We start from the raw sequence: 24,176 nt of genomic DNA on the forward strand, positions 1-24,176 counted from the left end.
GGCTGCCTCCTCTCAGGCCGGCGTGCCGATGCGGACCGAGCCGGTGCCGCAGGAGCCGAGGTAGGTGTGGGTGCGCTGCGCGATCGGCAGCGGCTGGTCGGGCGGGCAGGGGTACATGTCCTGCTCGACGATGGCGAAGACGTCGAGTCCCGCCTCCTCGACGGCCTGCAGCACCTCGGGCATCGAGGGCACGCCGTAGGGCGGCTCGATCATCGCGCCGGCCTTGACGGCATCCGGGAACGGCAGGTCCTCGGCCTCGACGCGGTCGATCACCGCGGGGTCGACCTGCTTGAGGTGCAGGTAGCCGATGCGCTCGGGGTACTTCCGGATGATCGCGACGTTGTCGCCCCGGTAGTAGGAGACGTGCCCGGTGTCCAGGCAGAGGTTGACGTAGCGGGGGTCGGTCGACTCGACGAACCGCTCGATCTCCGACTGGTAGCCGACGTGCGAGTCGGCGTGCGAGTGGAACTGCACGCGCAGGCCGTACTCCTCGAGCACCCGGCGGCCGAGCTGATCCATGCCGGTGGTCAGGCGGTCCCAGCCAGCGGCGTCGAGGGTCGGCGACTCGAGCGGCGCGCCGGTCTTGTGGTCGCGCCACGGCTCGGGGATGACGACGAGGTGCTCGCCGCCCACGGCGCGGGTCAGCGCGGCGACCTCCGTGACCTGCTCCCAGACGTGGTCGAAGCTGTCCGGGCGGTGCAGGTGCTCGAAGACGGTGCCGGCGGACACCGTCAGGCCGTGGGCGCGCAGGGTGTCGGCGAGCTCGGTCGGGTCGGTCGGCAGGTAGCCGTACGGGCCGAGCTCGATGACGTCGTAGCCGGCGGCCGCGACCTCGGCGAGGAAGCGGTCGGCCGGGGTCTGGTCGGGGTCGCTGGGGAACCAGACACCCCAGGAGTCGGGGGCACTGCCGACCCTGATCCTGCTGGTCGAGCTCGAACTCACGAGGACACCTCTTCGCTGGGGTGGAGGAAGGTCTGCTGGGTGGACTTCGCGTCGTCGTAGGTCTTGCGGGCCCGCTGGGTCGAGTCGAGGGACGACACCTCGGCGACCGGGACGTCCCACCACGAGCGGGAGTCGGGGGCGGGCACCAGCGGGTCGGTCTCGACGTGGACGACGACACTGGTGGCGGCGGCCTTGGCCTCCCGGAGGGCGGCGGCGAACTCGTCGGCGGTGCGGACGCGCAGGACGCGGACGCCGAGCGACTCGGCGTTCGCGGCGAGGTCGACGGGCAGCCGCTCGCCGTCGAGGCGCCCGGAGCCCGATCGGTAGCGGTAGCGGGTGCCGAAGCGCTGCGAGCCGAGCTCCTCGGACAGGGCGCCGATCGAGGCGTAGCCGTGGTTCTGCACGAGGACGGTGATCACCTTGACGCCCTCCTGGACCGCGGTGACCAGCTCGGTGGCCATCATCAGGTAGGACCCGTCACCGACCATGACGACGACGTCCCGGGCGGGGCACGCGAGAGCGACGCCCACGCCACCGGCGACCTCGTAGCCCATGCACGAGTAGCCGTACTCGACGTGGTAGCCCTTCGGATCCCGCGTGCGCCACAGTTTGTGCAGGTCACCGGGCATGGAGCCGGCGGCGCAGACCACCACGTCGCGCGGGTCGGTGAGCTCGTTGACCATCCCGATCACGGCGTTCTGGGTGAGCAGGCCGTCCGACGGGACATCCGCATGGACCCGGGCGACCGTCGCCTCCCACTCGGCGTCGAGCCGCTGGTACTCGGCCTCGTAGCCGGAGCCGACCCGGTGCCCGTCCAGTGCCGTGGTGAGCGCCTCGAGGGTCTCGCGGGCGTCGGCGACGACCCCGATCCCGGAGTGCTTCACCGCGTCCAGCCCGGCGACGTTGATGTTGACGAACCGGACGCCGTCGGCCTGGAACGCGGTCCGGCTGGCGGTGGTGAAGTCGGAGTACCGGGTGCCGATCCCGATGACGACGTCGGCGTCCCGGGCGATCGCGTTGGCGGCCGTGGTGCCCGTGGAGCCGATCGCCCCGAGGCACTGCGGGTGGTCGAACAGCAGCGTGCCCTTGCCGGCCTGGCTCTGGCCGACGGGGATGCGGGTGGCCTCGCAGAACGCCGCGAGGGCGTCGGTCGCGCCGCTGTAGTGGACGCCGCCGCCGGCGACGACCAGCGGGCGCCGCGCGGAGCGGATCGCCTCCACGGCCCGCGCGACGGCGGCCCGCTCGGGCAGCGGGCGGGCGACGTGCCACACGCGCTTCGCGAACAGCTCCACGGGCCAGTCGTGGGCCTGGGCCTGCACGTCCTGCGGGAAGCAGACCGTCACCGCGCCGGTCTCGGCCGGGTCGGTGAGCACCCGCATCGCGGCGAGCATCGCCGACGGCAGCTGCTCCGGGCGCCACACGCGGTCGAAGTAGCGCGAGACCGGGCGGAAGCAGTCGTTGACGGTGACGTCGCCGGAGTCCGGCAGCTCCAGCTCCTGGAGCAGCGGGGACGCGGCGCGGTCGGCGAAGGTGTCCGCGGGCATCAGGAGCACCGGCAGGCGGTTGATCGTCGCCAGGGCCGCGCCGGTGACCATGTTGGTGGCCCCGGGGCCGACGCTCGTCGAGACGGCCCAGGTCTGGAGACGGTCCTTCATGCGGGCGTAGGCCGCGGCGGAGTGCACCATGGCCTGCTCGTTGCGGCCGAGGACGTAGGGCAGGAGCTCGGGTTCAGCGAGCTCGGCCTCGAGCAGCGCCTGCCCGATGCCGGCCACGTTGCCGTGGCCGAAGATGCCGAAGCAGCCGGCGAACAGCTTCTGCTCGACGCCGTCGCGCTCGGAGTACTGGGCGCCGAGGAAGCGGACGAGGGCCTGGGCGACGGTGAGACGGACGGTCTCGCTCATGAGTGGCCTGCCAAACGGGGATCCACTGCCTGGTCCGCCCACGTGGCGCGGACCCAGGCCTGGTCGGGGTGGTCGGTGATCTTCCAGGCGCGCTCGCCAGGGCCGGCCATGACGTTGAGGTAGTACATGTCGTGGCCGGGGGCCGCGGCACACGGGCCGTGCCAGCCGTGGGGCACGAGGACCGTGTCGCGGTCGCGGACCTCGACGAGCACGTCGATGTCGCCCGCGTCCGAGGCGCTGGTGCGGTGGAAGCCGAGACCGGGCTCGCCGTGCGGGCCGGGCGCGATGACGTAGTGGTAGATCTCCTCGAGCTGCGACTCGTGCTCGGTCGCCTCGTCGTGCTTGTGGGCGGGGTAGCTCGACCAGTTGCCGCCGGGGGTGATCACCTCGACGGCGATGAGGTTGCCGGCCTCGAAGATCCCGGCGGCACCGAAGTTGCGCACCTGGCGGCTGCACTGCCCGGCGCCGCGCAGCTCGACGGGGACGTCGGCGGCCGGCACGTAGCGGAAGGGCAGCGCGACCTCGGTGCGGGCGCCGGTCAGCGCGACCCGGACCGGCCCCTCGTCGGCCCGGAGCGTCGCCGTGGTGCCGATCGGGAGGTACGCGACGTCGGTGGGGCCGGCGAAGACGTCGGTCCGGCCGGCGAGCACGTACTCGGTGGTGCCGTCGCCGACGGTGACACCGCCGGAGAGCGGGACGACGATCATCTCCTCGTCGCCGGTCACGACCTCCCGGCGCTCCCCGGCGCCGAGCGTCAGCGTCCGCAGGCTCGACCAGGTCCAGCCCGCGGTCGCCGGGGTGATCTCGAGGTCGTATCCGGACGCCGCGGCGGTGCCGGCCGGGACGTGCAGCTCGGCACGGGTCGGCGCGCTCATGCCCGCACCCCCGGTCGGACCATCGCCACGGCCGTGTCCACGGCGCCGGCGACGTCGTCGTCGGACGGGTAGAGCAGCGTGCGGCCGACGATGAGCCCGCGCACGCTCGGCAGGGCCAGGGCGTGCCGCCACGACGCGTAGGTCTCCTCGGGCGCGGACGCCGGGTCGCCGCCGAGCAGCAGGGTCGGCAGCGTCGTCGCGTCCATGACGCGCTCCATCTCGTCGACCACGGGCAGCTTCATCCACGTGTAGGCGCTGCTCGCCCCGAGCCCCTGGGTGATGTGGATCGAGCGCACCACGGCCGCGGGCGAGAGGTCGTTGATGACCTTCCCCTCCACGCGGCGGGAGATGAAGGGCTCGACCATGGCGACGGTCTGCGCGCGGTTGAGCTCGGTGACCGCGTCGGCGCAGGCCTGCAGGGTCTCGACGGTGCCCGGGTCGTCGTAGTCGATGCGGGTGAGCATCTTGGCGGCGTCGAAGCCGGCCTCGACCGTGCCGCGGACGTCGTAGCCGGTCATGCGGTCGTCCATCTCGAAGACCGCGCCGGCCAGCCCGCCGCGGTTGAGCGAGGACACGACGACCTTGTCCTCGAGCGCCCCGAGCAGCAGCAGGTCCTCGAGGATGTCGGAGGTGGCGAGGACGCCGTCGACGCCCGGGCGGGCGAGCGCGGCGCGCAGACGGTCGAGCAGCTCGGGACGGCTCGCCATGGCGTCGGCGCGGCCGCCGGCCGCCAGCGCGCCGCGGGCGGGGTGGTCCGCCGCGACGATCATGAGACGCCCGTCGGCGGGGACGAACGGTCGCCGGCGGCGGGCCGCGAGCAGCTTGGCGACCCGTTCCGGTTCGGTCGCGCGGATTGCGCGGACGTCGTCGTAGGTGGCGGCGAAGGTCATGCCGGGGAGCCCTTCTCGAGCAGGATGTCGATCTCGTCGGGGGTGGGCATCGCGGTGGAGCACTCGAGGCGGGACGCGACGATCGCGCCGGCGGCGTTGGCGCGGTGCAGCACGGTCCCGAGGTCCCACCCGGCGAGCAGGCCGTGGGCCAGCGAGCCGCCGAAGCTGTCGCCGGCGCCCAGGCCGTTGAGAGGGGTCACGGGGATCGGCGGCGCCTCGACGCGCTCGCCGTCGCGGGTCTTGCCGAGCACACCGCGCGGTCCCTGCTTGACGACGGCGATCTGCACGCCGGCGTCGAGCAGCGCGTCGGCGGCGCGTTCGGGGTCGGTCTCGCCGACCGCGACCTCGCACTCCTCGCGGTTGCCGACCGCGACGGTGACCTGGCCGAGGACCTTCTGGACCTCGGAGGTCGCCGTCGCGGCGTCGGCCCAGAACATCGGGCGGTAGTCGAGGTCGAGGACGACGTGGCCCCGGCGGTCCCGGGCGTCCAGGACGTCGTGGTGCGTCTGGCGGCTGGGCTCCTCGGACAGGCCGGTGACCGAGAGCCAGAGCAGGTCGGCGGCGCGGGCGACGTCGAGGTCGACGTCGGCGGTGCGGACCTGCAGATCGGGGGCGGTCGGGCGCCGGTAGAACCACAGCGGGAAGTCGTCCGGCGGGAAGATCTCGCAGAAGGTCACGGGCGTGAGGTGGTGCGGGTCGGTGACGACGTGCGCGTCGTCGACGCCGAGGCGGCGCAGCTCGCGGCGCACGTACCGGCCGAAGGGGTCGTCGCCGACCCCGGTGATGATCGCGGCGCGCCGGCCGAGCCGGCTCGCGGCCACGGCCACGTTGGCGGTGGTGCCCCCGAGGAACTTCCCGAAGGTCTCGACGTCCTCGAGCCCGACGCCGGTCTGCAGTGGGTAGATGTCCACCCCGCTGCGCCCGAACGTCAGGACCTCCGGCGCGGTGCTGGCGGTGCTCATGGGCTGTCCTCGTCCGTCCGTCTCGAGGGCCTCCGGCGATGTGCCGCGGCGATGACGAGGACGTTAGGCAGCGAGCCGCGCCACCGTCAATAGTTTGTCCAGACATAGAGTCATTGAGACCAATAGGCTCTGCGGTTAGGATCGATGTCATGACCGTCGCGTCCGGGCCCGTCGAGCTGCCGATCGAGCTCGACCGCTCCAGCCCGGTGCCCCTCTATCACCAGCTCTCCCTGGCCCTCGAGCGCGCGATCACCGACGGGGCCCTGCGCCCGGGCGACCGCCTGGAGAACGAGCTCGCCATGACCACCCGGCTCGGTCTCGCCCGCCCCACGGCCCGCCAGGCCATCCAGGAGCTCGTGCGCAAGGGCCTGCTCGTCCGCAAGCGGGGGGTGGGCACGCAGGTGGTCGCGGCACCGCCGATCCGCCGGGACGTCAAGTTCTCGAGCCTGCACGACGACCTCGCCTCGACGGGCCACGAGCCCTCCACCGAGCTGCTCGAGCGGTCGTCGGGCACGGCCGCGGAGCTCGGCGTCGACGACGTCGTGGAGGTCGACGAGCGGCTCGTGCACCTGCGTCGGCTCCGCCGTGCTGACGGCGACCCGCTCGCGATCATGACGAACTACCTTCCCGACCGCTTCCGGCTCGAGGAGGAGGAGCTGCGCGAGCGGGGCCTCTACGCCACCCTGCGCGCCCAGGGCGTCACCTTCGCCATCGCGCACCAGACCATCGGCGCCCGTCTGGTGACCTCGGAGGAGGCCGCCCTGCTCGGCGAGACGGAGCCGGCCGCGTGCGTCACGATGCAGCGGCTGGTCTACGACGACACGGGCCGTCTGGTCGAGCTCGGGCGCCACATCTACCGCGCGTCGCAGTACACGGTGCAGACCTCGCTGGTGATCTGACCCGGCGATCCGGGCTCAGACCCCCGCGCCCCGGAGCAGCTCGTCGAGCCAGGCCGCGGTCTTGGTGCGCTGCTCCGGCACCGCGGCGGCGTCGTGGAGGGCGAGGAAGCGGGTCACGGCCCGCGCGACGTCCGCGGCCTCCTCCGGCGCGCAGCGCGCCGAGAACTCCTCGAGCACCAGTCCGCCGGGGAAGCGGCAGCGCTCGTGGCGGGCGTGCGGGAGCTGGCACCGCGGGCGCGGCACCGTGACCCGCTCGACGGCCAGCGGCCCGTGGGCGCGCAGCGCCGCCACCCCGGGGCGGCCTCGTCGAGCAGCGCGGCCTGGGCCCCGGTGAGCACCTCGCGGGTGTCGAGGTGCCCGTCGCGGCAGGCGAGGGCGCGGTCGACGTCGACCACCTCGCGCAGCTCGGTGGAGTGGAAGGCGTGACCCGGCAGGACGTCCAGCTCCACCCGCGCGCCGCCGGGGCGGGGCAGGTCGGCCACCGGGCCCTCGCCCCGCAGCCGGACGGTGACGTCCCAGCGGTCGCGTCCGCGGTCACGCAGACGGACGTGGACGCCCGCGCGCGCGAGGACCAGGTCCGGGGTGTCCATCAGGTAGAGCCGGCGCTGTCGCACCCGGCTGGCGTGGTGCACCGTGAAGCGCGCCCCCGTGCCGGGACCGGGCCGGAGCAGGACCTTGAGCTCGACGCTGTCGACACCGGAGCCGGCGACCCACGTCCAGAGGGCGTCGTCGGGCGGCGGGAACCCGACGGCTCCGGGGGGATCCCCCTGGGCCGTCCGGGCACGGTCGAGCATGCGGTCTCCCAGCGCGACGCACGAGTGGGAGGCGTCGCCGGGTCGAGGACTCAGGTCACCGCGGCACCGCTGCTGGACCGCGCTGTCCGACCGTAGGCGACCCCGGGTCCCGGGGACACCCCGATCGGGGCACGGACCGATCAGCGCGAACCGGACATCACGGGCGCCGGGCCCCGCCCGGGCCCACCGCCGCCGGGCCGGTCTTCGGCTTGCCCTCCCACAGCTCGCCGCCGGTGAGCACGTAGACGAACGGCACGATCGGGACCAGGGCGAGCACCGCCCAGACGATCTTGGCGGTGGCGCTGAGCTCGGGGCGCACCACGAGGTTGAGCCACACGAGGATCACGGCGATGGGGTGCAGGAAGCAGACCAGGAGCTCCGCGAGCTTCTTCATCGACCGTCCCCGGCTCGGGTGACCGGGCCGGTCACGGGAGCACCGACGGTAGCGGGATCATCGGGCGTCACACCAGATCTGCGGGCACCAGGGTGCGCAGGACCCGCTCGACGTCGGCGGTCGCCCACGGACGGTCGTCGCACCAGCACCGCAGGAACAGGCCGTCGACCCCCGCCGCGGCCGCGAGCCGCCGCGACGGGTCGGGCACCAGCGGGAGCAGGAGGGCGTCGAGCGCGGCGGTCCAGCGCTCCCACTCCCCGCAGCGCGGGGCGGCGCCCGGCCTGCAGGAAGAGCTCGTACTCCGCGGCGACGGCGGGACCGCGGTCGGCGCCGCAGGCCGCGACGAAGCCGGCCAGGGCCCGCACCGGGTCGTCGTGCCGCGCGCACCGCTCCAGTGCGGCGACGTAGGCGTCGTTGACCGCGGCGAGCGTCGCCGACAGGAGCGCGTCGACCGTCGGGTAGTGGTAGCTGACGAGGCTCGGCGTGAGGCCCGCCTCGGCCGCGACGGACCGCTGGGTGACCGCGGCGACCCCGCCGTCGGCGATGCGCCGCATCGTCGCCTCACGCAGCAGGCGGCGCCGTTCCTCGCCCTTGCGTCGCCGCCCGTCGGTGGTGGGGGCCGAGGCGGCGTTCGTGTGGTCTGGGCTCACGTCGGCCGGGCTCACGTCGGTTGGGCCCCGAGCTCGAGGGCCAGCACCCCCGCGATGACCAGCCCGATCCCGCCGATCTGGACCCACGTCAGGGTCTCGCCGAGCAGCACCGCGCCGGCGATCGCGACGAGCGCGACCCCCGCGGCAGCCCACAGCCCGTAGGCGACGCTCACGCCGAGCCCCCGCGCCAGGGCCTGCGACAGGAACGCGAACGCCGCGAGATAGCCGACGACCACGACGACGGACGGGACGAGCCGGGTGAACCCCTCGGAGAGCTTGAGCGACACCGTCGCGACCACCTCGCAGGCGATCGCGACGGCGAGGAGCACGTAGGGCACGGGTCCGCCTTCCGGGCAAACAAACTGGGCGACTGACCAAATTGTACTCGAGTATGTGCTCACACGTGGCCGACCCGTTCCCTCATCCGCAATACTCGGTCGCGCACGATCGATCGGAGGGGTGAGGCATGGAGGGTGTGGCGACGCGGCCGCAGCCGGTCACGCGGTACCGCTGGGCCAGCACCGACCCGGACGCCGCGACCGAGTACCTCCGCGAGACCTACACCGACATGCGGCCCGGCCGGGTCGATCCGCACGGGTTCTCGTTCTGGACCGAGGTCGCCGTCGCCGGTCCCGTCGTGATGGGGAAGGTGCGCCACTCGGGTCCGCTCCACGCGTGGTGCGAGCCCCCGGAGGCCCTGGTCGTGGTGCAGACCCTCGCGGGCGGGCCGCACCACGTCCGCGACGGTCGCGGCGAGGTCAGCGGGTCGCTCAAGCTGACGCCGACCTGGTCGGCGTACGAGACGGGCTGGGACGACGTCACCGTGCTCGCGACGGCGCTCGACCCCGCCGAGGTCGCCCGCGTCGGTGCCGGCGTCTCCGGGCTCGACCCCGGTGCGATCACGTTCACCTCGGCGGCCCCGGTGTCGGCCTCGCTCGCCGGCTACTGGTCGCGGTTGAGCCAGTATCTCCAGGACGAGGTCATCGCCTCCGACGCGCTCATGGCCCAGCCGCTGGTGCGCGCCAACGTCGTGCAGCAGCTCGCCTCGGCCCTGCTCGCGACCTTCCCGAACACCGCCCTCGACGCGCTCACCGACCCGCTCGCGCACGGCGACGGGAACGGCGAGCCGGCCACGGTGCGCCGCGCGGTCGACTACATGGACGCCCACGCCCACCGGGACATCGGGCTCACCGAGATCGCCGAGGCCGCGCGGATCGGGGCGCGCTCGCTCCAGCTCGCCTTCCGCCGCCACCGGGACATGACGCCGCTCGAGTACCTGCGCCGCGTCCGGCTCGAGCACGCACACCGCGACCTGCGCGACGGCGACCCCACCCGTGGCGACCGCGTCGAGGCGATCGCCGCGCGCTGGGGCTTCGCGCACCCCGGGCGGTTCTCGGTGGTCTACCGGGAGCACTACGGGCGTTCGCCCAGCGCGACGCTGCGCCACTAGCTGACGCCGTGTCGCGGTTCGCGAGTCCGCCGTCGTCGACACCAACGCCGACGGCACCTTCGAGACCACCGCCTACGACCCCAACGGCTTCTGACCCGTGAGCGAAGTTCCCGGCTATAGCCGGGAACTTCACTCACGTAGGGTCAGGCCTTCTCCACCGCGAAGATCTGGAGGTCGGGCGGGGCGCCCTTGAGGTGGGTGTTCCAACGCTTGCGGCGCACGCGCAGGCGGGATTCGTCGAGGCGGGCGAGCAGGTCGCCGCTGATCAGGATCTCGTCGGGCCCGGCCCGGTCGCCCAGGCGCGCCGCGGTGTTCACGGCGACGCCGAGGAAGTCGCCGCCGACGCGGCGCGGGCGCCCGATGTGCAGGCCCGCCCGCATCCTCGGCGTCCAGTCGGGGACGGTGAGCGCAGCGAGCCGCGTCCGGGCCTCGATCACGGCTTCGAGGGCGCTGGTCGGCTCGGCGAAGGCGGCCATCATCCCGTCGCCCAGGCGCTTGACCACGGTGCCCGCGCGGTCGGTGACCGGCTTCTCCCAGGCCTCGCTGACCTCGCGCAGCACGCGCTGGACCTCGTCGTCGCCGGCGCGCAGGGCCCAGCGGGAGAACTCGACGAGGTCGGTGAACACCAGCGTCACCTCCCGCTCGCCCACACCGCCGCCGAACCGCTCGAGCACCGACTGCCAGAGCTGCAGCCCGCCCAGGCTCACCTCGCGCGTGACGCCGGGCCGGTCCCCGGTCAGGCCGACCACGGCGCGGCCGGCGAACTCCGCGTGCCGCGCCCCGCCGAGGGACAGCGGGTCGCCGAAATGCGCGTCGCCGGGCAGGGCGCGGCGCACCCGCGCGACGGCGGTGCGCAGGCCCTCCGACCGGTCCAGGTCGCGCGCCCGCCGTGCGGCCTGCGCCGTCGACGCGCGGAACCGCGCCCACCGGCCGTCCTGCTCGTCGGTGCTCTCCTGCTCGGCCATGCGGTGATCCTCGCCCGCACCCCGGGAGCCGGCGCGGGCGGGACGGTCCTCAGAGGTCGGCGCGACGCTCGGCGAGCGTGGCGGCGACGTCGCGCAGCTTCACGTTGAGGTCCTGCGACGCCCGGCGCAGCACGTCGAACGCCTGGTCGGCGGGCAGGCCCCGGCGCTCCATGAGGATGCCCTTGGCCTGGCCGATGACGTCGCGGGAGTCCAGCGCGACGCGGAACTGCGTCTGGCGCAGCTCGGCGGCCTCGGTCGCCGTGACGTACGCGAGCGACGTCGACACGTGGGCGGCGAGCAGCACCGCGGCCTCGCGGTCGGCCTGACCGAAGCCCCCGGCGTCGCGACGGTAGAAGTTGAGCGCGCCGCGCAGCGGGCGCTGACCGCCGACGGGGAAGAGGCCGACCGCGAACACACTGCCCGCCCCGAGATCGGCGGCGGCCGGGCCGAAGCGCGGAAAGGTGGTGTCGTGCGCGAGGTCGTCGCTGCGGGCGACACCGAGCCCGCCGGCCTCCAGGGCCCGCACGCAGGGGCCCTCCTGGTGGTCGTACTGCACCTTGTCGAGCTGGACCGCGAGCTCGTCGGAGTATGCAGGCGTGGAGTAGCCCCCGTCGTCCTCGCGGCGCAGGGTGACGCTGGCGAGGTCGGCGGCGGTGACCACACGGGGTCCGAGGCCGACGACCCGCTCGAGCAGCTCGTTGACCCCCTCGGTCAGCGGGGTGTCCAGCAGCGCCGCGGAGAGCTCGCCCACGGCCTCCGCGAGCATGCCGATCCGTGGCCCCCCGGCCGGCGCGCTCCCGTTGCTGGGGTATCCGTCGTTGCCCTTGAGGCGCTCGGTCGCGTCCTCGGCCACGAAGGCCGAACGCTCGGCGTCCCAGTCGACCTCGCTGCCCTGCCTCGTCACCCCACCGCTCCCTCTCGTGTCGTTCCCGACCGCGTCCAGGCTCCGTATTGCGTACCCGAAGGTCGGGAGAGGTACGCGTCAGCCCTCCCCGGCCGCCAGCGCCCGGGCCACCTCGGCGCCCAGGGACACGTTGCCCCGGTAGACCGCGACGTTGACCTCGAGACTGCGGTCCTCGGTCGAGCGTCGCATGTGATCGAGCAGGAACGGTGTCGTGTCGTGGCCCACGACACCCTGCGCGCCGGCCTCGGCGAGGGCCTCGTCCAGCACCGCACGGTGCTCGTCGGGGTCGAGCTGGGCCGACACGGCGACCGGGTTCGCGAGCACCACCGCCGAGCGCAGGTCCAGCGCGTCGCGGGCCCGGACGACGGCCGCGACCTCCTGCGGGCTCTCGACCCGGGCGGGCACCGGCGATCCGGAGTCACGCACGTAGAAGCCGGGGAACGCGTCGGTGCGGTAGCCGAGCACGGTGACGTTGAGGGTCTCGAGGCGCTCCAGGGTGGCGGGGACGTCGAGGATCGACTTCACGCCCGCGGAGACCACGAGGATCGGGACGCCGGCGAGCGCGACGAGGTCGGCCGACTCGTCGAAGGTCGTCGACGCCCCGCGGTGCACGCCGCCGAGCCCACCGGTCGCGAAGACGCCGATCCCGGCCCGGTGGGCGAGCAGGGCGGTCGCGGCCACCGTGGTGCCGCCGTCGGCGCCCCGCGCGGCCGCCACCGGCAGGTCGCGCACGCTGATCTTCTCGACGCCCGCCGTCCCGGCCAGGCGCGCGAGCTCGGCCCGCGCCAGGCCCACGACGGGACGCCCGCCAGCGACGCCGACCGTCGCCGGCACCACGCCGGCGTCGCGGAGCAGCTCCTCGGCCTCGAGCGCCGTCGCGAGGTTGCGTGGGCGCGGGAGCCCGTGGGTGATGATCGTGGACTCGAGCGCGACGACCGGCCGACCTGCGGCGATCGCCTCCCGGACCTCGTCGGCCACGAGCACGGTGGCGGGTGGTGTCACCTCGGGAGTGTCGCCTGTCGGCGCGCGGTGAACGACGGCTCACCCGATCAGCCGATGGCTCCGGCGTTCGTTCCACGCGACGGTACGGAGCGTGACCGACCCGGCCGGCTCGACCCCGCACCCCTCGGTGGAGCAGGTCGTCGTCGCCCTCGACGCCGCCGGCGACCGCGTCGTCGTGCGCCACCCCGACGGCGAGACCACCGGCGCCGAGCTCCTCGCCGCGATCCACCGCTACGCGCGGGCCCTCGCCGGCCTGGGCATCGGCACGGGGGACCTCGTCGCGCAGTACGGGCCGAACCGCCCGGACGCGCTGGCGGTGCGCTACGCGACGCACCTCATCGACGCGGCTGCGGTGTACGTCTCGGCGCCGCCCGGGGCGGACCGCCGGGCGCAGCAGCTCGCGCAGATCGACCCGCGACTCGTGGTCGTCTTCCCGCAGACCGCCCACCTGCTGCCGGAGACGACCGCACCCGTGGTCGCGGTCGGCCCCGTGGCGGGTGTCCCGGAGCGCCTCGACGAGCTCGCCGCCGCGCAGTCGTCCGCGCCGCTCGCGTCGCGGGCGCACCTGGCGGACCTCGGCACGGTCCTGTCCTCCGGAGGCACGACGGGCATCCCGAAGAGCAGCGTGCGCGACGTCGCCGCCTGGGCCGCGGCGGTCGCCACCCCGCACCGCCCCGAGCGGCGCCAGCTCGCCTCGGGCCCCGAGGCCTACCTGACCCAGATCCTCGTCGCCCAGACCCTCATCGGCGGCGGCACGGTGGTGCTGCGCGACGACTCCGATCCCGCCGGCCTGCTGGCGTCGATCGAGGCCGACGGGATCACCGACCTGTTCCTCGTCGAGCCCCAGCTGGTCGCGCTCATGGACCACCCCGACGTGGCCCGCCGCGACCTGTCCTCGCTGCGGACGCTGACGCACATCGGCGCCTCCGCCCCGTCCGCGCTGCGCCGGCGTGCCGTCGAGCGCCTCGGTCCCGTGCTCCAGCACACCTACGGCGCCAGCGAGATGGGCATCGTCAGCGCCCTGCGGCCCGCCGACTACGACCCCTTCGACCCCTTCGACCCCGAGCGCGCCACCTGCGCCGGGACGGTCCTGCCTGGCGTCGAGGTCCGGTTCCGGCGCGACGACGGCGCCCTCGACCCCGCGTACGGGTCGATCGAGGTCCGCTCCCCCGCCATGGCGCACGGGTACCGGAACCGGCCGGTCGAGCAGGCGGAGCACTTCGTCGACGGCTGGTACCGCACCGGCGACCTCGGCCGCCTCGGCGACGACGGCCGCCTGCACGTCCTCGGGCGCGCCGCCGACTGCACGCTCGTCGACGGCCGGCTGGTGACGCCGACGGGGATCGAGGACACGCTCATGCGCCGGCCCGACGTGCGCTACGCCGTGGTCGTGGCCGACCCGGCGCGGGGCCGGCGGATCGCGACGGTGCTGCCCTGGGGCGCGGGGGTCGACGTCGCGGCCGGCCGGGACGTCGTGGCCGCCGAGCACGGCCGGGCGGTCGCCGACACGCTGGTCATCGTCGAGCCGGACGACCTCCCGCTCACCGAGCAGGGCAAACCCGACCGGGCCGCGATCATGGCCCTCGCCCCGTCGTGAGGGGAGCCTGCCGCCCGTGAGCGGGTACACCGTCGCCGACCACCTCGTCGACCGGCTGGCGGAGCTGGGCGTCGACCGCGTCTTCGGCGTCCCCGGCGACTACAGCCTCGCGATGCTCGACCACGTCACCCACCACCCCACGGTCCGCTGGACGGGGTGCACCAACGAGCTCAACGCCGGCTACGCCGCGGACGGGTACGGGCGCCTGCGCGGGATCGCCGCGCTGTGCACGACCTTCGGGGTCGGCGAGCTCAGCGCCATCAACGCGATCGCGGGCAGCTACGCCGAGCACGTGCCGGTGGTGCACATCGTCGGCGCCCCCGCGCTCGCCGCGCAGGCCCTGCGCCGCCCGGTGCACCACACGCTCGGCGACGGGGTGTTCGGGCACTTCACGGCGATGCACGCCGACATCACGGTCGCGCGGGCCTCGCTCACCGAGGACGACGCGGTGGCCGAGATCGACCGGGTGCTGCGCGAGGTCCGCGACCGGCGCCTGCCCGGCTACCTCGTCGTCCCCGCCGACGTGGCCGCCGCGCCGGCCGGGAAGGCCGCGGCCGCGCTGCCCGCGCCCGTCGACACCACCGACCCCGAGGCGCTCGAGGGCTTCGTCGAGGCCGCCCGGCGGCTCCTCGGGGCGGCGTCGTCACCCGACGACGTCGCGGTGCTCGCCGGGCTGCAGGTGCACCGACTCGGGGCGGCCGAGACGCTCGCCCGCCTGCTCGCCGCCGGTCCCCTGCCGCACGCGACGACGCCGTGGGCGAAGAGCCTCGTCGACGAGAGCGCGCCCCGGTTCGCGGGGACCTACACCGGCGCCGCGAGCCCGCCCGCCACGCGCACCGCCGTCGAGGACGCCGGGGTGCTCGTGGTCGCCGGAGTGCAGTTCACCGACCTCAACAGCGGGATGTTCACCCAGCACATCACCCGCAGCCGCACCGTCGACGTCGGACCGCGCTCGGTGTCGGTCGGGGCCGCGACCTTCGCGCCGGTCGAGCTGCCGACCGCCCTCGCGGCCCTCGAGCCCCTCGTCGCCGAGGTCGCCGCCCGGCGCGCGGGACCCGCGCCGACCGCCCCGCTGGCCGAGCCCGTGACGGCGGTGGACGCGGCCCCCGACGACGAGCCGCTCGGGCAGAGCAGCCTGTGGCGGGAGGTGAGCGCGTTCCTGCGCAGCGGCGACATCGTGCTCGCCGACCAGGGCACGAGCTTCTACGGCATGGCGCCCCACCGCCTGCCCGCCGGCGTGACCTTCGTCGGCCAGCCGCTGTGGGCGTCGATCGGCTACACGATCCCCGCGCTGCTCGGCACCTGCACCGCGCGGCCCGGGCACCGCGGCGTGCTGCTCGTCGGCGACGGCGCCGCGCAGATGACGGCCACCGAGCTCGCGACCGTGCTGCGCGAGCGGATCCCGGCGGTGATCGTCGTCGTGGACAACGACGGCTACACCGTCGAGCGGGCCATCCACGGTCCCGACGAGTCGTACAACGACATCACGGCCTGGGACTGGCCGGCGCTCGCGCGGGCCCTCGGCGGGGGCGACCAGCTCGACGCCTCGCGCGTCGGCACCGTGGGCGACCTGCGCGCGGCCCTCGCCGGCGCGAGCGCCCACCCCGAGCGGGTCACGCTCGTGCAGGCCGTCGTCCCCCGCGACGACGTCCCGGACCTGCTCGCCGCGCTCACCCGCGTGCTCGGGAACCGCCCGGCGCCGGCGCACTGATCTGCTCGCGCGCCCGCGCCCGGCGCAGCTCCCGGCCGCCGCGGGCGTACCAGCCGGCCATGAGGGCCACGGCGAGCGCGATCTCCACCGCGCTGCCGCCGTAGTACATGACCTGCGCACCGAGGCGGAGCTCGTCGGGGCTGCCGGCGCCGGCGGGCAGGAGCCGCGCGTACATCAGCTTGGCCAGCACGTCGTGCCCGGCGGCCACGACCAGCAGGAGCACCAGCGAGCCGACGATCCCCGGACGCTGCGGGAGCGGGTCGCGGCCGACGAGGACCACGCTGAGCAGGAGGCCCGCGAGCACCATGTGCACGTGCACGAGGGTCATCAGCGCCGGGTGCGCGTGGGCCAGGGCGAAGAGGTCGGTGAGGTAGAAGGCGTACATCCCGCCGAGCTCGAGGACGGCGACGACGGGCGCCCACGTCAGCACCCGGGCGGGGCGGCTGTGCAGCACGGCGAGCAGCCGCCGGCGCCCGGTGCTGGGCAGCGCGCGCAGGGCGAGCGTGACGGGCGCGGCCAGCGCGAGGAGCAGCGGCGCGACCATGGCCAGCAGCAGGTGGCCGACGACGTGCGCCACGACGTCCGGTCGGTCGCCCAGGGGCGGGAGCAGCGCGGCGCCCATCGCCGCGACGGCACCGGCCGCGGCCGTCGAGCGCGCGGGCGACCAGCGGTCCCCTCGGGCGCGCAGGCGCAGGACGCCGGCGGCGTAGAGCGCGGCGACGGCCAGCACCGGCAGGGCGGACGCCCAGACGCCGGGCCCGACCGGCGCATCGTGGACCCCGTGCTCCATGGCCGTCAGGGCCCGTCCTCGGCGCGCACCGCGATCGGGCGTGCGGGGCCCAGGAGCAGCACGATCCCGACCACGGCGCCGACCGCGCCGGAGATGTTCCAGGCGAGGTCGTAGGGCAGGAGGTCGACCTCGTAGCGGATCTGGTGCAGCCCCAGCACCTTGTGCTGGAACAGGCCGTCATAGACCTGGAACACGCCCCACCCGAGGAAGCCCCCGGCCCAGACGCGCTTCGGCACCGTCGCGCGGCGGCGGTGGAGGTCGGCGAAGAGGAACAGGCCGACGACGATCGCGAGCCAGCCCCCGGCGTGGAACACGCCGTCGGAGACCAGCCCGGCCTCGAGCCCCGCGCCGTCGAAGAAGTGGTGCCAGTGCAGCAGCTGGTGGAAGACGGTCTCGTCGAGGAACGCCGCCACGCCGACCCCGATGAGGACCCCGGCGAGGACGGACCGGCCCGTCGCCGGGCGCGTCGCTGTCGTGTCCATGCGGCGTGGTGCCCGGGGACGGCGCCCGCCGAACCCCTCAGGCCGGCGGCAGCGTGCGGTAGCCGGGGTGCACGCCCGGCGTCAGGCCCCGGTCGGCGGCCAGCTTGGCGAGCAGGTCGTGCAGGCGGGCCCGCTCGTCGGCGTCGAGGGAGGCCAGGATGGCGTCGTCGTGCTCGCGGGCGACCCGTCCGATGTCACGCAGGAGCGTCGTGCCGGCGTCGGTGAGGTGCACGGCGTGGAGGCGCCGGTCGGCCGGGTTGCGACGACGCTCGACGAGGCCACGCTCCTCGAGGCCGTCGACCAGCGCGACGAGCCGGGTCGCCGGGGTCCCCAGCAGCTCCGCGAGCGCCTGCTGGCTGCTGCCGGGGGCCTGCGCGACGGCGCGCAGCAGGCCCGTCTGGGGCGGCGTGAGGTCGAGCTCGCCGATCCGCCGGGCGAAGGCCTGCGCGCAGTGCGTCCCGAGCTGGGTGAGCAGGAAGGCCGACCCCGCCACCGGCAGCCCCTCCGCGTCCACGTCGAGAACGATAGTGCTTGACGAACGGTGTCGCCAACTCAATCATGACAACTTGTAACGATTACCGGCCGAGGAGACGCCATGACCGCCACCGTCCAGGACCTCGTCGAGCGCTACGCCGCCGCCGAGGCCGCCCACGACGCGGCGACGCTCGCCGCGATGGCCACCGACGACGTCACCCTCGTCGGCCCCGTCGGCTTCGTCCTCGACCGCGCGGCCTGGCTGCGCCGCTTCGACGACGGCCTGTCGTACGCCGAGCTGTCGATCGACGACGTCGCAGTGCGCGAGCACGGCGACCACGCGGTGGCGGTCGGGGTGCAGACGCAGTCCGCGAGCTACCACGGGCACACGATGGCCGGCCGCTTCCGCCTCACCCTCGTCGCGAGCCGCGACGACGAGGACTGGCGCCTGCTGAGCGCCCACCTCAGCGGGCCGATCCCCGAGGGCGTCCGGTGAGCGTCCGCGCGCCGGTGGGTCCTGCGACGGCGTGGTCGTGGCCGCGGGTCCTGGTCGTCACCGGCGCCGTCCTGCTGGTCGCGATGGTCGTCCACGTCGTCGCGATGGTCCTGCTCGGCGGCGCGGTGAGCGGCCCGGTGTCGCTGCGCAAGCCCGCGACGTTCGCCGAGACCGGTTGGCTGCTGTGCTGGTCCGTCGCCGCCGTGCTGCCCCGCCTGCGCACCCGGGCCTGGCAGCGCCACGTCGTCGGGGGTGCGGTGCTGGCGTTCGCGGTGGTCGAGACCACGGTGATCGGCATCCAGGCCTGGCGCGGCGTGCCCAGCCACTACAACTTCACGACCCCGCTCGACACCGCCCTCATGCGCGGCGGCGCGGCCGGGACCGCGGCGGTGTTCGTCGTCGGGATGGTCGTGCTGCTCGTCGTCGCGCTGAGGTCGCGTGGCGTGGCGCCGTCCCTGCGCCTCGGGGTGGTCGGTGGTGTCGTCGTGGTGCTGGTCGGCGCCGCCACCGGCATGGTCATGATCTCCACCAACAGCGGCGTCTACCGGGGTGGCATCGGCCGCGCGTTCGGTGCCACCGGCGCCTACTTCGGCCCCGACGCCGCCACCGTCGGCCCGGACTACGCCGGGTTCCGACCGGCCACGATCGGCGGCGACCTCGTCCTGCCCCACGCCGTCGGCGTGCACGGCCTGGTCCTGCTCGCCGTGCCCGCGGTCCTGCTCGCCGGGACGGCGCTCACCGGGCGCGCGCGACTCCGGCTGGTCGCGACGATGTGCGCGGCGGTGGGCCTCGGTCTGGCGATCCTGCTCGTCCACGCCTTCCGGATGCTGCCGTTGGACGCCCTGAGCACGGTGACGCTGGCGGTCCTCGGACTCTGCGTCATCGCCTACCTGGCCGCGGTCGGTGTCGCCGTCGCCGCTGCCGCGCGCGCGAGTGCGTGGCCCTACGGACACTCAACGTCTGCGACGGCACTCCGCTGACAGTCTCTCAGGCCTGAACCACGCACCTCGTCGACCGTGGCGTGGTCACCCGAGGTGCGCGAGCACCGCCCGGTGGTCGCTGCCGGGCAGGTCGAGCACGCGCGAGGTGCGCACGGCGAGGCCACCGCCGGCGAGGACGTGGTCGATGCGGAAGCCGAGCCACCGGGGCCAGCGCCGCGGCCAGGTCGGCGGGCCCGGGACGCCGCCGTCGCCGAGCGCGGCGAGGGCGCGGTGCTCGACGGTGGTGTTGAGGTCGCCGGCGACCACGGTGGAGCCCGGGGCGGCGGCACGCCACGCGGCGACGAGGTCGAGCTCGTCGCCCCACCGCTCGACGAGGCCGGGCACCGGGGCGACGGTGTGCGTGGCGAGCACCCGGGCGTCGCCCAGCTCCCCGCCGGTGACCTCCAGCCAGCCGTACAGCCCGCCGGAGACGAGGCGCGCGACGCGGACGTCGCCGAGCGAGGGCGCCGTGAGCACCGTGGTCCACGGGCCGTCGGGGTGCTCCGGGACGTGGCGGTGCGGCCGGGGCGGCGGGGCGCAGTGCGCGACGTAGCCGAGGTCGGGCTTGAGACGGTCCTCGAGCCGGGCCCGGAACCGCTCGCCGGACTCGGGCAGGACGACGAGGTCCGGGCGCTCGGCCTCGACGATCGCGGCGAGCGCCTCGGGGTCCGCCCGGCCCTGCCAGACGTTGGCGACGAGGACGGTGAGCGTGACCGGACCCGGCGACGTCGCCGCCGGTCGCCGTCCCGCGACCAGCACGAGCCCGGCGACGCCCGCCGCGCCGAGAGCCGCCGGCCGCGCTCGGGACGAGGTCGCCGCGAGCGCCCCCGCGAGGACACCGAGACCGCCCGCGAACACGGGTCGCGCGGCGAGCAGGACCGGCCAGGGCGGCCGGCGCTCCACACCGAACATCTCGGGCACCAGGAGGGCCGTCGCCGCCGCGGCTCCCGTCACGAGTCCTGCGGGCCAGCGCGCCACTCGATCCTCCCCGCCTCGGCAGCCGTCGCCGATCATCGTGGCGGGTCGGGGATCGGTTCGCCGTGATCGCGCCGGTCAGGCGGCCCGGTCACGTCGCTCTGGCGCGCGGCGCGAACGCCCCGCGCACCGCCGCGGCGAGGGCCGTGCGGCGTCGCTCGTGCTCCGCCGGGTCGTCGTCCGTCGACGCCGCGACCGTCACGCTGGCCGGCGACCAGGCCATCGACAGCGCGATGACCAGCGAGTACACGTCGGCGGGCGCGGGCTCGGGGTCGATCAGGCCCGCCTGCTGCGCGTCGGCGATCCGGGCGAGCTTCACCGCGACGTCGTCGGCGGCGACCGCGAGCAGGTCGCCCGTCGGCACGCGCTCGAGGCGCGCCCACGTCGCGAGCAGCACGACCTCGGGGCGGTCGAGGTAGGCGTCGTAGAGGCGGACGGCGTAGCCGGGGAGGTCGGTGGCGTCGAGGGGCACGAGGCCGACGATCAGCGACAGGTGCTCCACGAACACGGCGTCGAACAGGCCGTCCTTCGACGAGAACCAGGCGTAGATCTGCGCCTTGTTGGCCTGCGCGGACGCCGCGATCCGGTCGACGCGGGCCCCGGCGATCCCGTAGCGCGCGAACTCCGCGGTCGCCGCGTCGAGCAGCCGTCGCCGCGTCGCCTGTCCGTCACCCACGAGAAGAGAATAACCAGTTGGTTTGCGCGACGCACAGGTCCGGCCTACCGTGAGCCATCAGTAACCAACCAGTTTGTTTTCGGAGGAACCCCATGCACGAAGTGACGGGATGGGCAGCCCACGCGCCGGGGGCGGCGCCGGCGCCGTGGACGTTCGAGCGTCGCGACCCGGGCGAGCGCGACGTGGTGGTGCGCGTGACGTACTGCGGCCTCTGCGCGACCGACCTGCACGCGCTGCGCCACGGTGACCCCGCGGGCTTCCCGCTGGTCGCGGGGCACGAGATGGTCGGCGAGGTGACCGCCGTGGGCACGGGGGTCACGGGGTTCGCCACCGGCGACGCGGTGGCCGTCGGCAACATCATCGGCTCCTGCGGGGTCTGCCGCGAGTGCCGCGCCGGGCGGGAGAACGACTGCCGGGAGTTCCCGACGCTGACCTACGGCGGCGCCGACCGGGTCTCCGGCGGCATCACCCAGGGCGGGTTCTCGCGCGAGATCGTCGTGGACGGGCACTTCGTCTACGCCTCCCCCGCCGGCCTCGACCCCGCCGGCGTCGCCCCGCTGCTGTGCGCGGGGGTCACCACGTGGTCGCCGCTGCGGCGGTTCGGGGCGGGGCCGGGCACGACCGTCGGCGTGGTCGGGGTCGGCGGCCTGGGACACCTCGCGATCCGCTTCGCCCATGCCCTGGGCGCGGAGACGGTCGCCTTCACCTCCTCGGCGTCGAAGGCCGACGCCGCCCGGGGTCTCGGCGCCGACGACGTCGTCCTGTCCTCGGACAGCAAGGAGATGGACGCGCAGCACCGGCGCTGCGACATCGTCCTCGACACCACCGGCGCGAGCCTCGACCTCGCCCCCTACCTCGCCGCACTCGCCGTCGACGGCACCTTCGTCCTCGCCGGCATCCCGACCCGCCCGCTGACCGTCGACCCGATGAGCCTCGTGGTCGGCGAGAAGCGGATCGCCGGCACGGGGAGCGCCGGCGTGCCCGACACGCGGGAGATGCTCGCGTTCTGCGGCGAGCACGGGATCACCGCCGACGTGGAGGTCGTGCCGGCCGAGCGGCTCGGCGAGGCGATGGATCGCCTCGCGCGCGGCGACGTCCGCTTCCGCTTCTCGGTGGACCTGGGCTGAGCGCCCGCCCGTCCGATGCGTCCACGACGCGGCCCGGGAGCGGGTCCAGGATCGTCGCCATGACGACGCAGACCCGTTTCGTGGCGACGACGATCGCGCGGCCCTGGCGCGAGGTGTACGCGTACGCGTCCGACCCTCGTCACCTCGTCGACTGGGCCGGAGGCCTGGCGACGGCGCAGGTGGAGCCCGTCCCCGACCGGCCCGGGACGTGGATCGCCGACTCGCCGATGGGGCGCGTCGAGGTGGAGTTCGTGCCGGAGAACGAGTTCGGCGTGCTCGACCACGTCGTGCGCCTGCCCGACGGGCTCGAGATGCCGAACCCGCTGCGGGTGGTCCCCCTCGGCGACGGCGCGGAGCTCGTCTTCCACGTGCGCCGGCGGGACGGGATGAGCGACGAGGAGTTCGCGGCGGACGCCGAGCACGTCGCCCGCGACCTCGAGACGCTGCGGCGGATCCTCGAGAGGAGCGGAAGTCCGGCGAGCGACTGAGTCCTCGCGTCGCGGACCCACGGACGTCACCTTCTCCGACTACGGTCCCTCCACATGACCGACCGCGAGGTGGAGTCCGTCGCGTACCCCGGACCCGGGTCGCGTCCCTTCCGCCGGGATCTCGACCCGATTCTCCCCCACGTCATCGTGCTGTTCGGCTGCACCGGCGACCTCGCCAAGCGCAAGCTCCTGCCGGGCCTGGCCTACCTCGCCGAGTCCGAGCTCGCCCCGGCGATCCGGATCGTCGGTACGGCGATGGAGGACATCGACACCGAGGCCTTCCGGGCGCTCGCGAAGGACGCGGTCCAGAACTACGGCATGCACCGGCTCAAGGACGAGGCCTGGGAGGACTTCGCCGCGCGGCTGAGCTACGTCCCCCAGGGCGCAGGCCCCGAGGGTCTGACCTCGGCAGTGAAGGAGGCCCAGTCGCAGCTCGGCGACGACGCGCGGCTGCTGCACTACCTCTCGGTGCCCCCGCGGGCCGCGCAGGCCGTGGTGGAGATGCTGCGCGACGCCGACCTCACCTCGGGCGCCCGGGTGATCATGGAGAAGCCGTTCGGGCACGACTTCGAGAGCGCGGTGAAGCTCAACGACTTCGTCCACCGTGTCTTCGACGAGTCGCAGGTCTTCCGCATCGACCACTTCCTGGGCAAGGAGGCGGCGCAGAACATCCTCGCGTTCCGCTTCGCCAACGGCCTGTTCGAGCCGATCTGGAACCGCAACTTCATCGACCACATCCAGATCGACATCCCCGAGGAGCTCGGGCTCGACACGCGGGCGAACTTCTACGAGGCCACCGGCGCGTACAAGGACATGGTCGTCACCCACCTCATGCAGGTGATGGCGTTCGTGGCCATGGAGCCGCCGACGGCCCTCGAGCCCCGGTCGATCAGCGAGGAGAAGAACAAGGTCTTCCGCTCGATGCTGCCGATCCACCCCCACGACGTGGTGCGCGGGCAGTTCGGCGGCTACCGCGACCACCCCGACGTCGCGAACGACTCCGACACCGAGACGTTCATCGCGCTGAAGGTCGGGCTCGACAACTGGCGCTGGGCGGGCACGCCGTTCTACCTGCGCACCGGCAAGCGCCTGGCCGAGGGCCAGCGGATCATCTCGATCGCGTTCAAGGAGGCCCCGCGCACGATGTTCCCGCCGGGCTCCGGCGTCGGCACCCAGGGCCCGGACCACTTGACCTTCGACCTCGCGGACTCCTCCCGGGTCTCGCTGTCGTTCTACGGCAAGCGGCCCGGCCCCGGGATGCGGCTGCAGAAGCTCTCCATGCAGTTCTCCACCCAGGAGACGGGCGAGGCGTCCGACGTCCTCGAGGCCTACGAGCGCCTGATCCTCGACGCGATGCGCGGGGACCACACGCTGTTCACGACCTCCGAGGGCATCGAGTCGCTGTGGGAGCGATCCATCCCGCTGCTCTCCGATCCCCCGCCGGTGAAGCCCTACCCCGTCGGCTCGTGGGGTCCGAACGCGATCCACCAACTGATCGCGCCCAACGCCTGGCGCCTGCCGTTCGAGCGCGCGTGGCGGGAGAAGAAGTAGGAGCTCTCCGCTCAGCTCGCCGGGGTGCTGACGGGCCCTTGAGATCAAGGGGGACGACGGCCGGGGATGGCCGAGGCCGACGCGGCGATCGCCGAGAAGAGAGGGACGAGGACCGAGCCGGTAGGTCTCCCTCGCCACCACATGAGACGGGGGAACGACAACGCTTCGGAAACCGAAGCATCTGCCGGGGTACACCTACGC

At 74.4% G+C, this 24,176-nt stretch carries 26 protein-coding genes; 9 read left to right on the forward strand and 17 right to left on the reverse strand.

The genetic code is table 11. From position 1 onward, the window contains the following. Positions 1-12: 12 nt before the first annotated feature. From ACQPYN_RS24775 to iolC, 5 genes are read right to left on the reverse strand one after another with little or no spacing between them, the layout of a single operon-like run. Entirely contained in the window at positions 13-942 is a 930-nt protein-coding gene (locus ACQPYN_RS24775) for a sugar phosphate isomerase/epimerase family protein (protein ID WP_433028882.1), read from the reverse strand. Beyond that, positions 939-2,843 (reverse strand): 3D-(3,5/4)-trihydroxycyclohexane-1,2-dione acylhydrolase (decyclizing), encoded by a 1,905-nt coding sequence (gene iolD, locus ACQPYN_RS24780; protein WP_433028884.1) that lies wholly within the window; start codon positions 2,841-2,843, stop codon positions 939-941. The genes ACQPYN_RS24775 and iolD overlap by 4 nt, the downstream gene beginning before the upstream one ends. Continuing rightward, positions 2,840-3,718 (reverse strand): 5-deoxy-glucuronate isomerase, encoded by an 879-nt coding sequence (iolB, locus tag ACQPYN_RS24785; RefSeq protein WP_433028886.1) that lies wholly within the window; start codon positions 3,716-3,718, stop codon positions 2,840-2,842. The genes iolD and iolB overlap by 4 nt, the downstream gene beginning before the upstream one ends. Continuing rightward, positions 3,715-4,608, reverse strand: coding sequence for a Cgl0159 family (beta/alpha)8-fold protein (locus ACQPYN_RS24790; RefSeq protein WP_433028888.1), 894 nt, complete (start codon positions 4,606-4,608; stop codon positions 3,715-3,717). Before ACQPYN_RS24790 ends, iolB begins: the two co-directional genes overlap by 4 nt. Then, entirely contained in the window at positions 4,605-5,570 is a 966-nt protein-coding gene (gene iolC, locus ACQPYN_RS24795; RefSeq protein WP_433028890.1) for a 5-dehydro-2-deoxygluconokinase, read from the reverse strand. Before iolC ends, ACQPYN_RS24790 begins: the two co-directional genes overlap by 4 nt. A gap of 149 nt (positions 5,571-5,719) precedes the next feature. Here iolC and ACQPYN_RS24800 point away from each other — a divergent pair, with 149 nt between their 5' ends. Next, a complete protein-coding gene (locus ACQPYN_RS24800; RefSeq protein WP_433028892.1) occupies positions 5,720-6,469 on the forward strand; it encodes a GntR family transcriptional regulator in 750 nt (249 codons plus the stop codon). Between the two features lie 113 nt (positions 6,470-6,582). Here the strand turns inward: ACQPYN_RS24800 and ACQPYN_RS24805 are convergent, their stop codons facing one another. The 4 genes from ACQPYN_RS24805 to ACQPYN_RS24820 form a co-directional block, all read right to left on the reverse strand. After that, entirely contained in the window at positions 6,583-7,263 is a 681-nt protein-coding gene (locus tag ACQPYN_RS24805) for a hypothetical protein (RefSeq protein WP_433028894.1), read from the reverse strand. A 157-nt stretch (positions 7,264-7,420) separates the two neighbouring features. Further along, entirely contained in the window at positions 7,421-7,657 is a 237-nt protein-coding gene (locus tag ACQPYN_RS24810; protein WP_433028896.1) for a hypothetical protein, read from the reverse strand. Then, on the reverse strand, positions 7,654-8,307 hold the full coding sequence (locus ACQPYN_RS24815) for a TetR/AcrR family transcriptional regulator (RefSeq protein WP_433028898.1): 654 nt from the start codon (positions 8,305-8,307) through the stop codon (positions 7,654-7,656). Before ACQPYN_RS24815 ends, ACQPYN_RS24810 begins: the two co-directional genes overlap by 4 nt. 11 nt (positions 8,308-8,318) lie before the next feature. Continuing rightward, a complete protein-coding gene (locus ACQPYN_RS24820) occupies positions 8,319-8,645 on the reverse strand; it encodes a DMT family transporter (protein WP_433028900.1) in 327 nt (108 codons plus the stop codon). A gap of 128 nt (positions 8,646-8,773) precedes the next feature. On the opposite strand from ACQPYN_RS24820, the gene ACQPYN_RS24825 reads away from it, so the two are divergent. Beyond that, entirely contained in the window at positions 8,774-9,757 is a 984-nt protein-coding gene (locus ACQPYN_RS24825; RefSeq protein ID WP_433028902.1) for a helix-turn-helix transcriptional regulator, read from the forward strand. 143 nt (positions 9,758-9,900) lie between these two features. On the opposite strand, the gene ACQPYN_RS24830 is transcribed toward ACQPYN_RS24825, so the two are convergent. The 3 genes from ACQPYN_RS24830 to ACQPYN_RS24840 form a co-directional block, all read right to left on the reverse strand. After that, positions 9,901-10,722 (reverse strand): adenylate/guanylate cyclase domain-containing protein, encoded by an 822-nt coding sequence (locus tag ACQPYN_RS24830; RefSeq protein WP_433028904.1) that lies wholly within the window; start codon positions 10,720-10,722, stop codon positions 9,901-9,903. A gap of 49 nt (positions 10,723-10,771) precedes the next feature. Beyond that, positions 10,772-11,626 carry a GAF and ANTAR domain-containing protein gene (locus tag ACQPYN_RS24835; protein WP_433028906.1) on the reverse strand — a complete coding sequence of 285 codons (855 nt, stop codon included), beginning with the start codon at positions 11,624-11,626 and terminating at the stop codon, positions 10,772-10,774. Between the two features lie 78 nt (positions 11,627-11,704). Then, positions 11,705-12,628 carry a pseudouridine-5'-phosphate glycosidase gene (locus ACQPYN_RS24840; RefSeq protein ID WP_433028908.1) on the reverse strand — a complete coding sequence of 308 codons (924 nt, stop codon included), beginning with the start codon at positions 12,626-12,628 and terminating at the stop codon, positions 11,705-11,707. Positions 12,629-12,719: 91 nt separating this feature from the next. Here ACQPYN_RS24840 and ACQPYN_RS24845 point away from each other — a divergent pair, with 91 nt between their 5' ends. Together ACQPYN_RS24845 and ACQPYN_RS24850 are read left to right on the forward strand one after the other, a co-directional pair. Further along, positions 12,720-14,225: a class I adenylate-forming enzyme family protein gene (locus tag ACQPYN_RS24845; RefSeq protein ID WP_433028910.1), complete on the forward strand. Its 1,506-nt coding sequence runs from the start codon at positions 12,720-12,722 to the stop codon at positions 14,223-14,225. Between the two features lie 16 nt (positions 14,226-14,241). Further along, complete coding sequence (locus tag ACQPYN_RS24850; RefSeq protein ID WP_433028912.1) at positions 14,242-15,936, forward strand: alpha-keto acid decarboxylase family protein; 1,695 nt, start codon at positions 14,242-14,244, stop codon at positions 15,934-15,936. On the opposite strand, the gene ACQPYN_RS24855 is transcribed toward ACQPYN_RS24850, so the two are convergent. Genes ACQPYN_RS24855 through ACQPYN_RS24865 form a run of 3 tightly spaced genes read right to left on the reverse strand, consistent with a single transcriptional unit; the run spans position 15,896 to position 17,722 of the window. Continuing rightward, the gene (locus tag ACQPYN_RS24855) at positions 15,896-16,726 is read right to left on the reverse strand and encodes a cytochrome c oxidase assembly protein (protein WP_433028914.1); all 831 of its coding nucleotides are present in this window, start codon (positions 16,724-16,726) and stop codon (positions 15,896-15,898) included. The genes ACQPYN_RS24850 and ACQPYN_RS24855 overlap by 41 nt on opposite strands. Before the next feature lie 5 nt (positions 16,727-16,731). Continuing rightward, complete coding sequence (locus ACQPYN_RS24860; protein ID WP_433028916.1) at positions 16,732-17,208, reverse strand: DUF2243 domain-containing protein; 477 nt, start codon at positions 17,206-17,208, stop codon at positions 16,732-16,734. Between the two features lie 37 nt (positions 17,209-17,245). Then, positions 17,246-17,722, reverse strand: a complete 477-nt coding sequence (locus tag ACQPYN_RS24865; RefSeq protein WP_433028918.1) for a MarR family winged helix-turn-helix transcriptional regulator — start codon at positions 17,720-17,722, stop codon at positions 17,246-17,248. 81 nt (positions 17,723-17,803) lie between these two features. Between ACQPYN_RS24865 and ACQPYN_RS24870 the strand changes: the two genes are divergently transcribed. Then, complete coding sequence (locus ACQPYN_RS24870) at positions 17,804-18,178, forward strand: DUF4440 domain-containing protein (protein ID WP_433028920.1); 375 nt, start codon at positions 17,804-17,806, stop codon at positions 18,176-18,178. After that, entirely contained in the window at positions 18,175-19,158 is a 984-nt protein-coding gene (locus tag ACQPYN_RS24875; protein WP_433028922.1) for a hypothetical protein, read from the forward strand. The genes ACQPYN_RS24870 and ACQPYN_RS24875 overlap by 4 nt, the downstream gene beginning before the upstream one ends. Before the next feature lie 45 nt (positions 19,159-19,203). Here ACQPYN_RS24875 and ACQPYN_RS24880 read toward each other — a convergent pair whose 3' ends face one another. Both ACQPYN_RS24880 and ACQPYN_RS24885 read right to left on the reverse strand, forming a co-directional pair. Then, complete coding sequence (locus ACQPYN_RS24880) at positions 19,204-20,112, reverse strand: endonuclease/exonuclease/phosphatase family protein (protein ID WP_433028924.1); 909 nt, start codon at positions 20,110-20,112, stop codon at positions 19,204-19,206. A 112-nt stretch (positions 20,113-20,224) separates the two neighbouring features. Then, positions 20,225-20,809: a TetR family transcriptional regulator gene (locus tag ACQPYN_RS24885; protein ID WP_433028926.1), complete on the reverse strand. Its 585-nt coding sequence runs from the start codon at positions 20,807-20,809 to the stop codon at positions 20,225-20,227. Positions 20,810-20,901: 92 nt separating this feature from the next. On the opposite strand from ACQPYN_RS24885, the gene ACQPYN_RS24890 reads away from it, so the two are divergent. From ACQPYN_RS24890 to zwf, 3 genes are read left to right on the forward strand one after another with little or no spacing between them, the layout of a single operon-like run. Next, positions 20,902-21,936 carry an NAD(P)-dependent alcohol dehydrogenase gene (locus tag ACQPYN_RS24890; protein WP_433028928.1) on the forward strand — a complete coding sequence of 345 codons (1,035 nt, stop codon included), beginning with the start codon at positions 20,902-20,904 and terminating at the stop codon, positions 21,934-21,936. Positions 21,937-21,995: 59 nt separating this feature from the next. Further along, positions 21,996-22,424 carry an SRPBCC family protein gene (locus tag ACQPYN_RS24895; RefSeq protein ID WP_433028930.1) on the forward strand — a complete coding sequence of 143 codons (429 nt, stop codon included), beginning with the start codon at positions 21,996-21,998 and terminating at the stop codon, positions 22,422-22,424. 54 nt (positions 22,425-22,478) lie between these two features. Beyond that, on the forward strand, positions 22,479-23,975 hold the full coding sequence (gene zwf, locus ACQPYN_RS24900; RefSeq protein WP_433028932.1) for a glucose-6-phosphate dehydrogenase: 1,497 nt from the start codon (positions 22,479-22,481) through the stop codon (positions 23,973-23,975). Positions 23,976-24,176 lie beyond the last annotated feature (201 nt).

Origin of the sequence: Actinomycetospora sp. CA-053990 (assembly GCF_050948445.1) — a bacterium.
Lineage (GTDB): Bacteria > Actinomycetota > Actinomycetes > Mycobacteriales > Pseudonocardiaceae > Actinomycetospora > Actinomycetospora callitridis.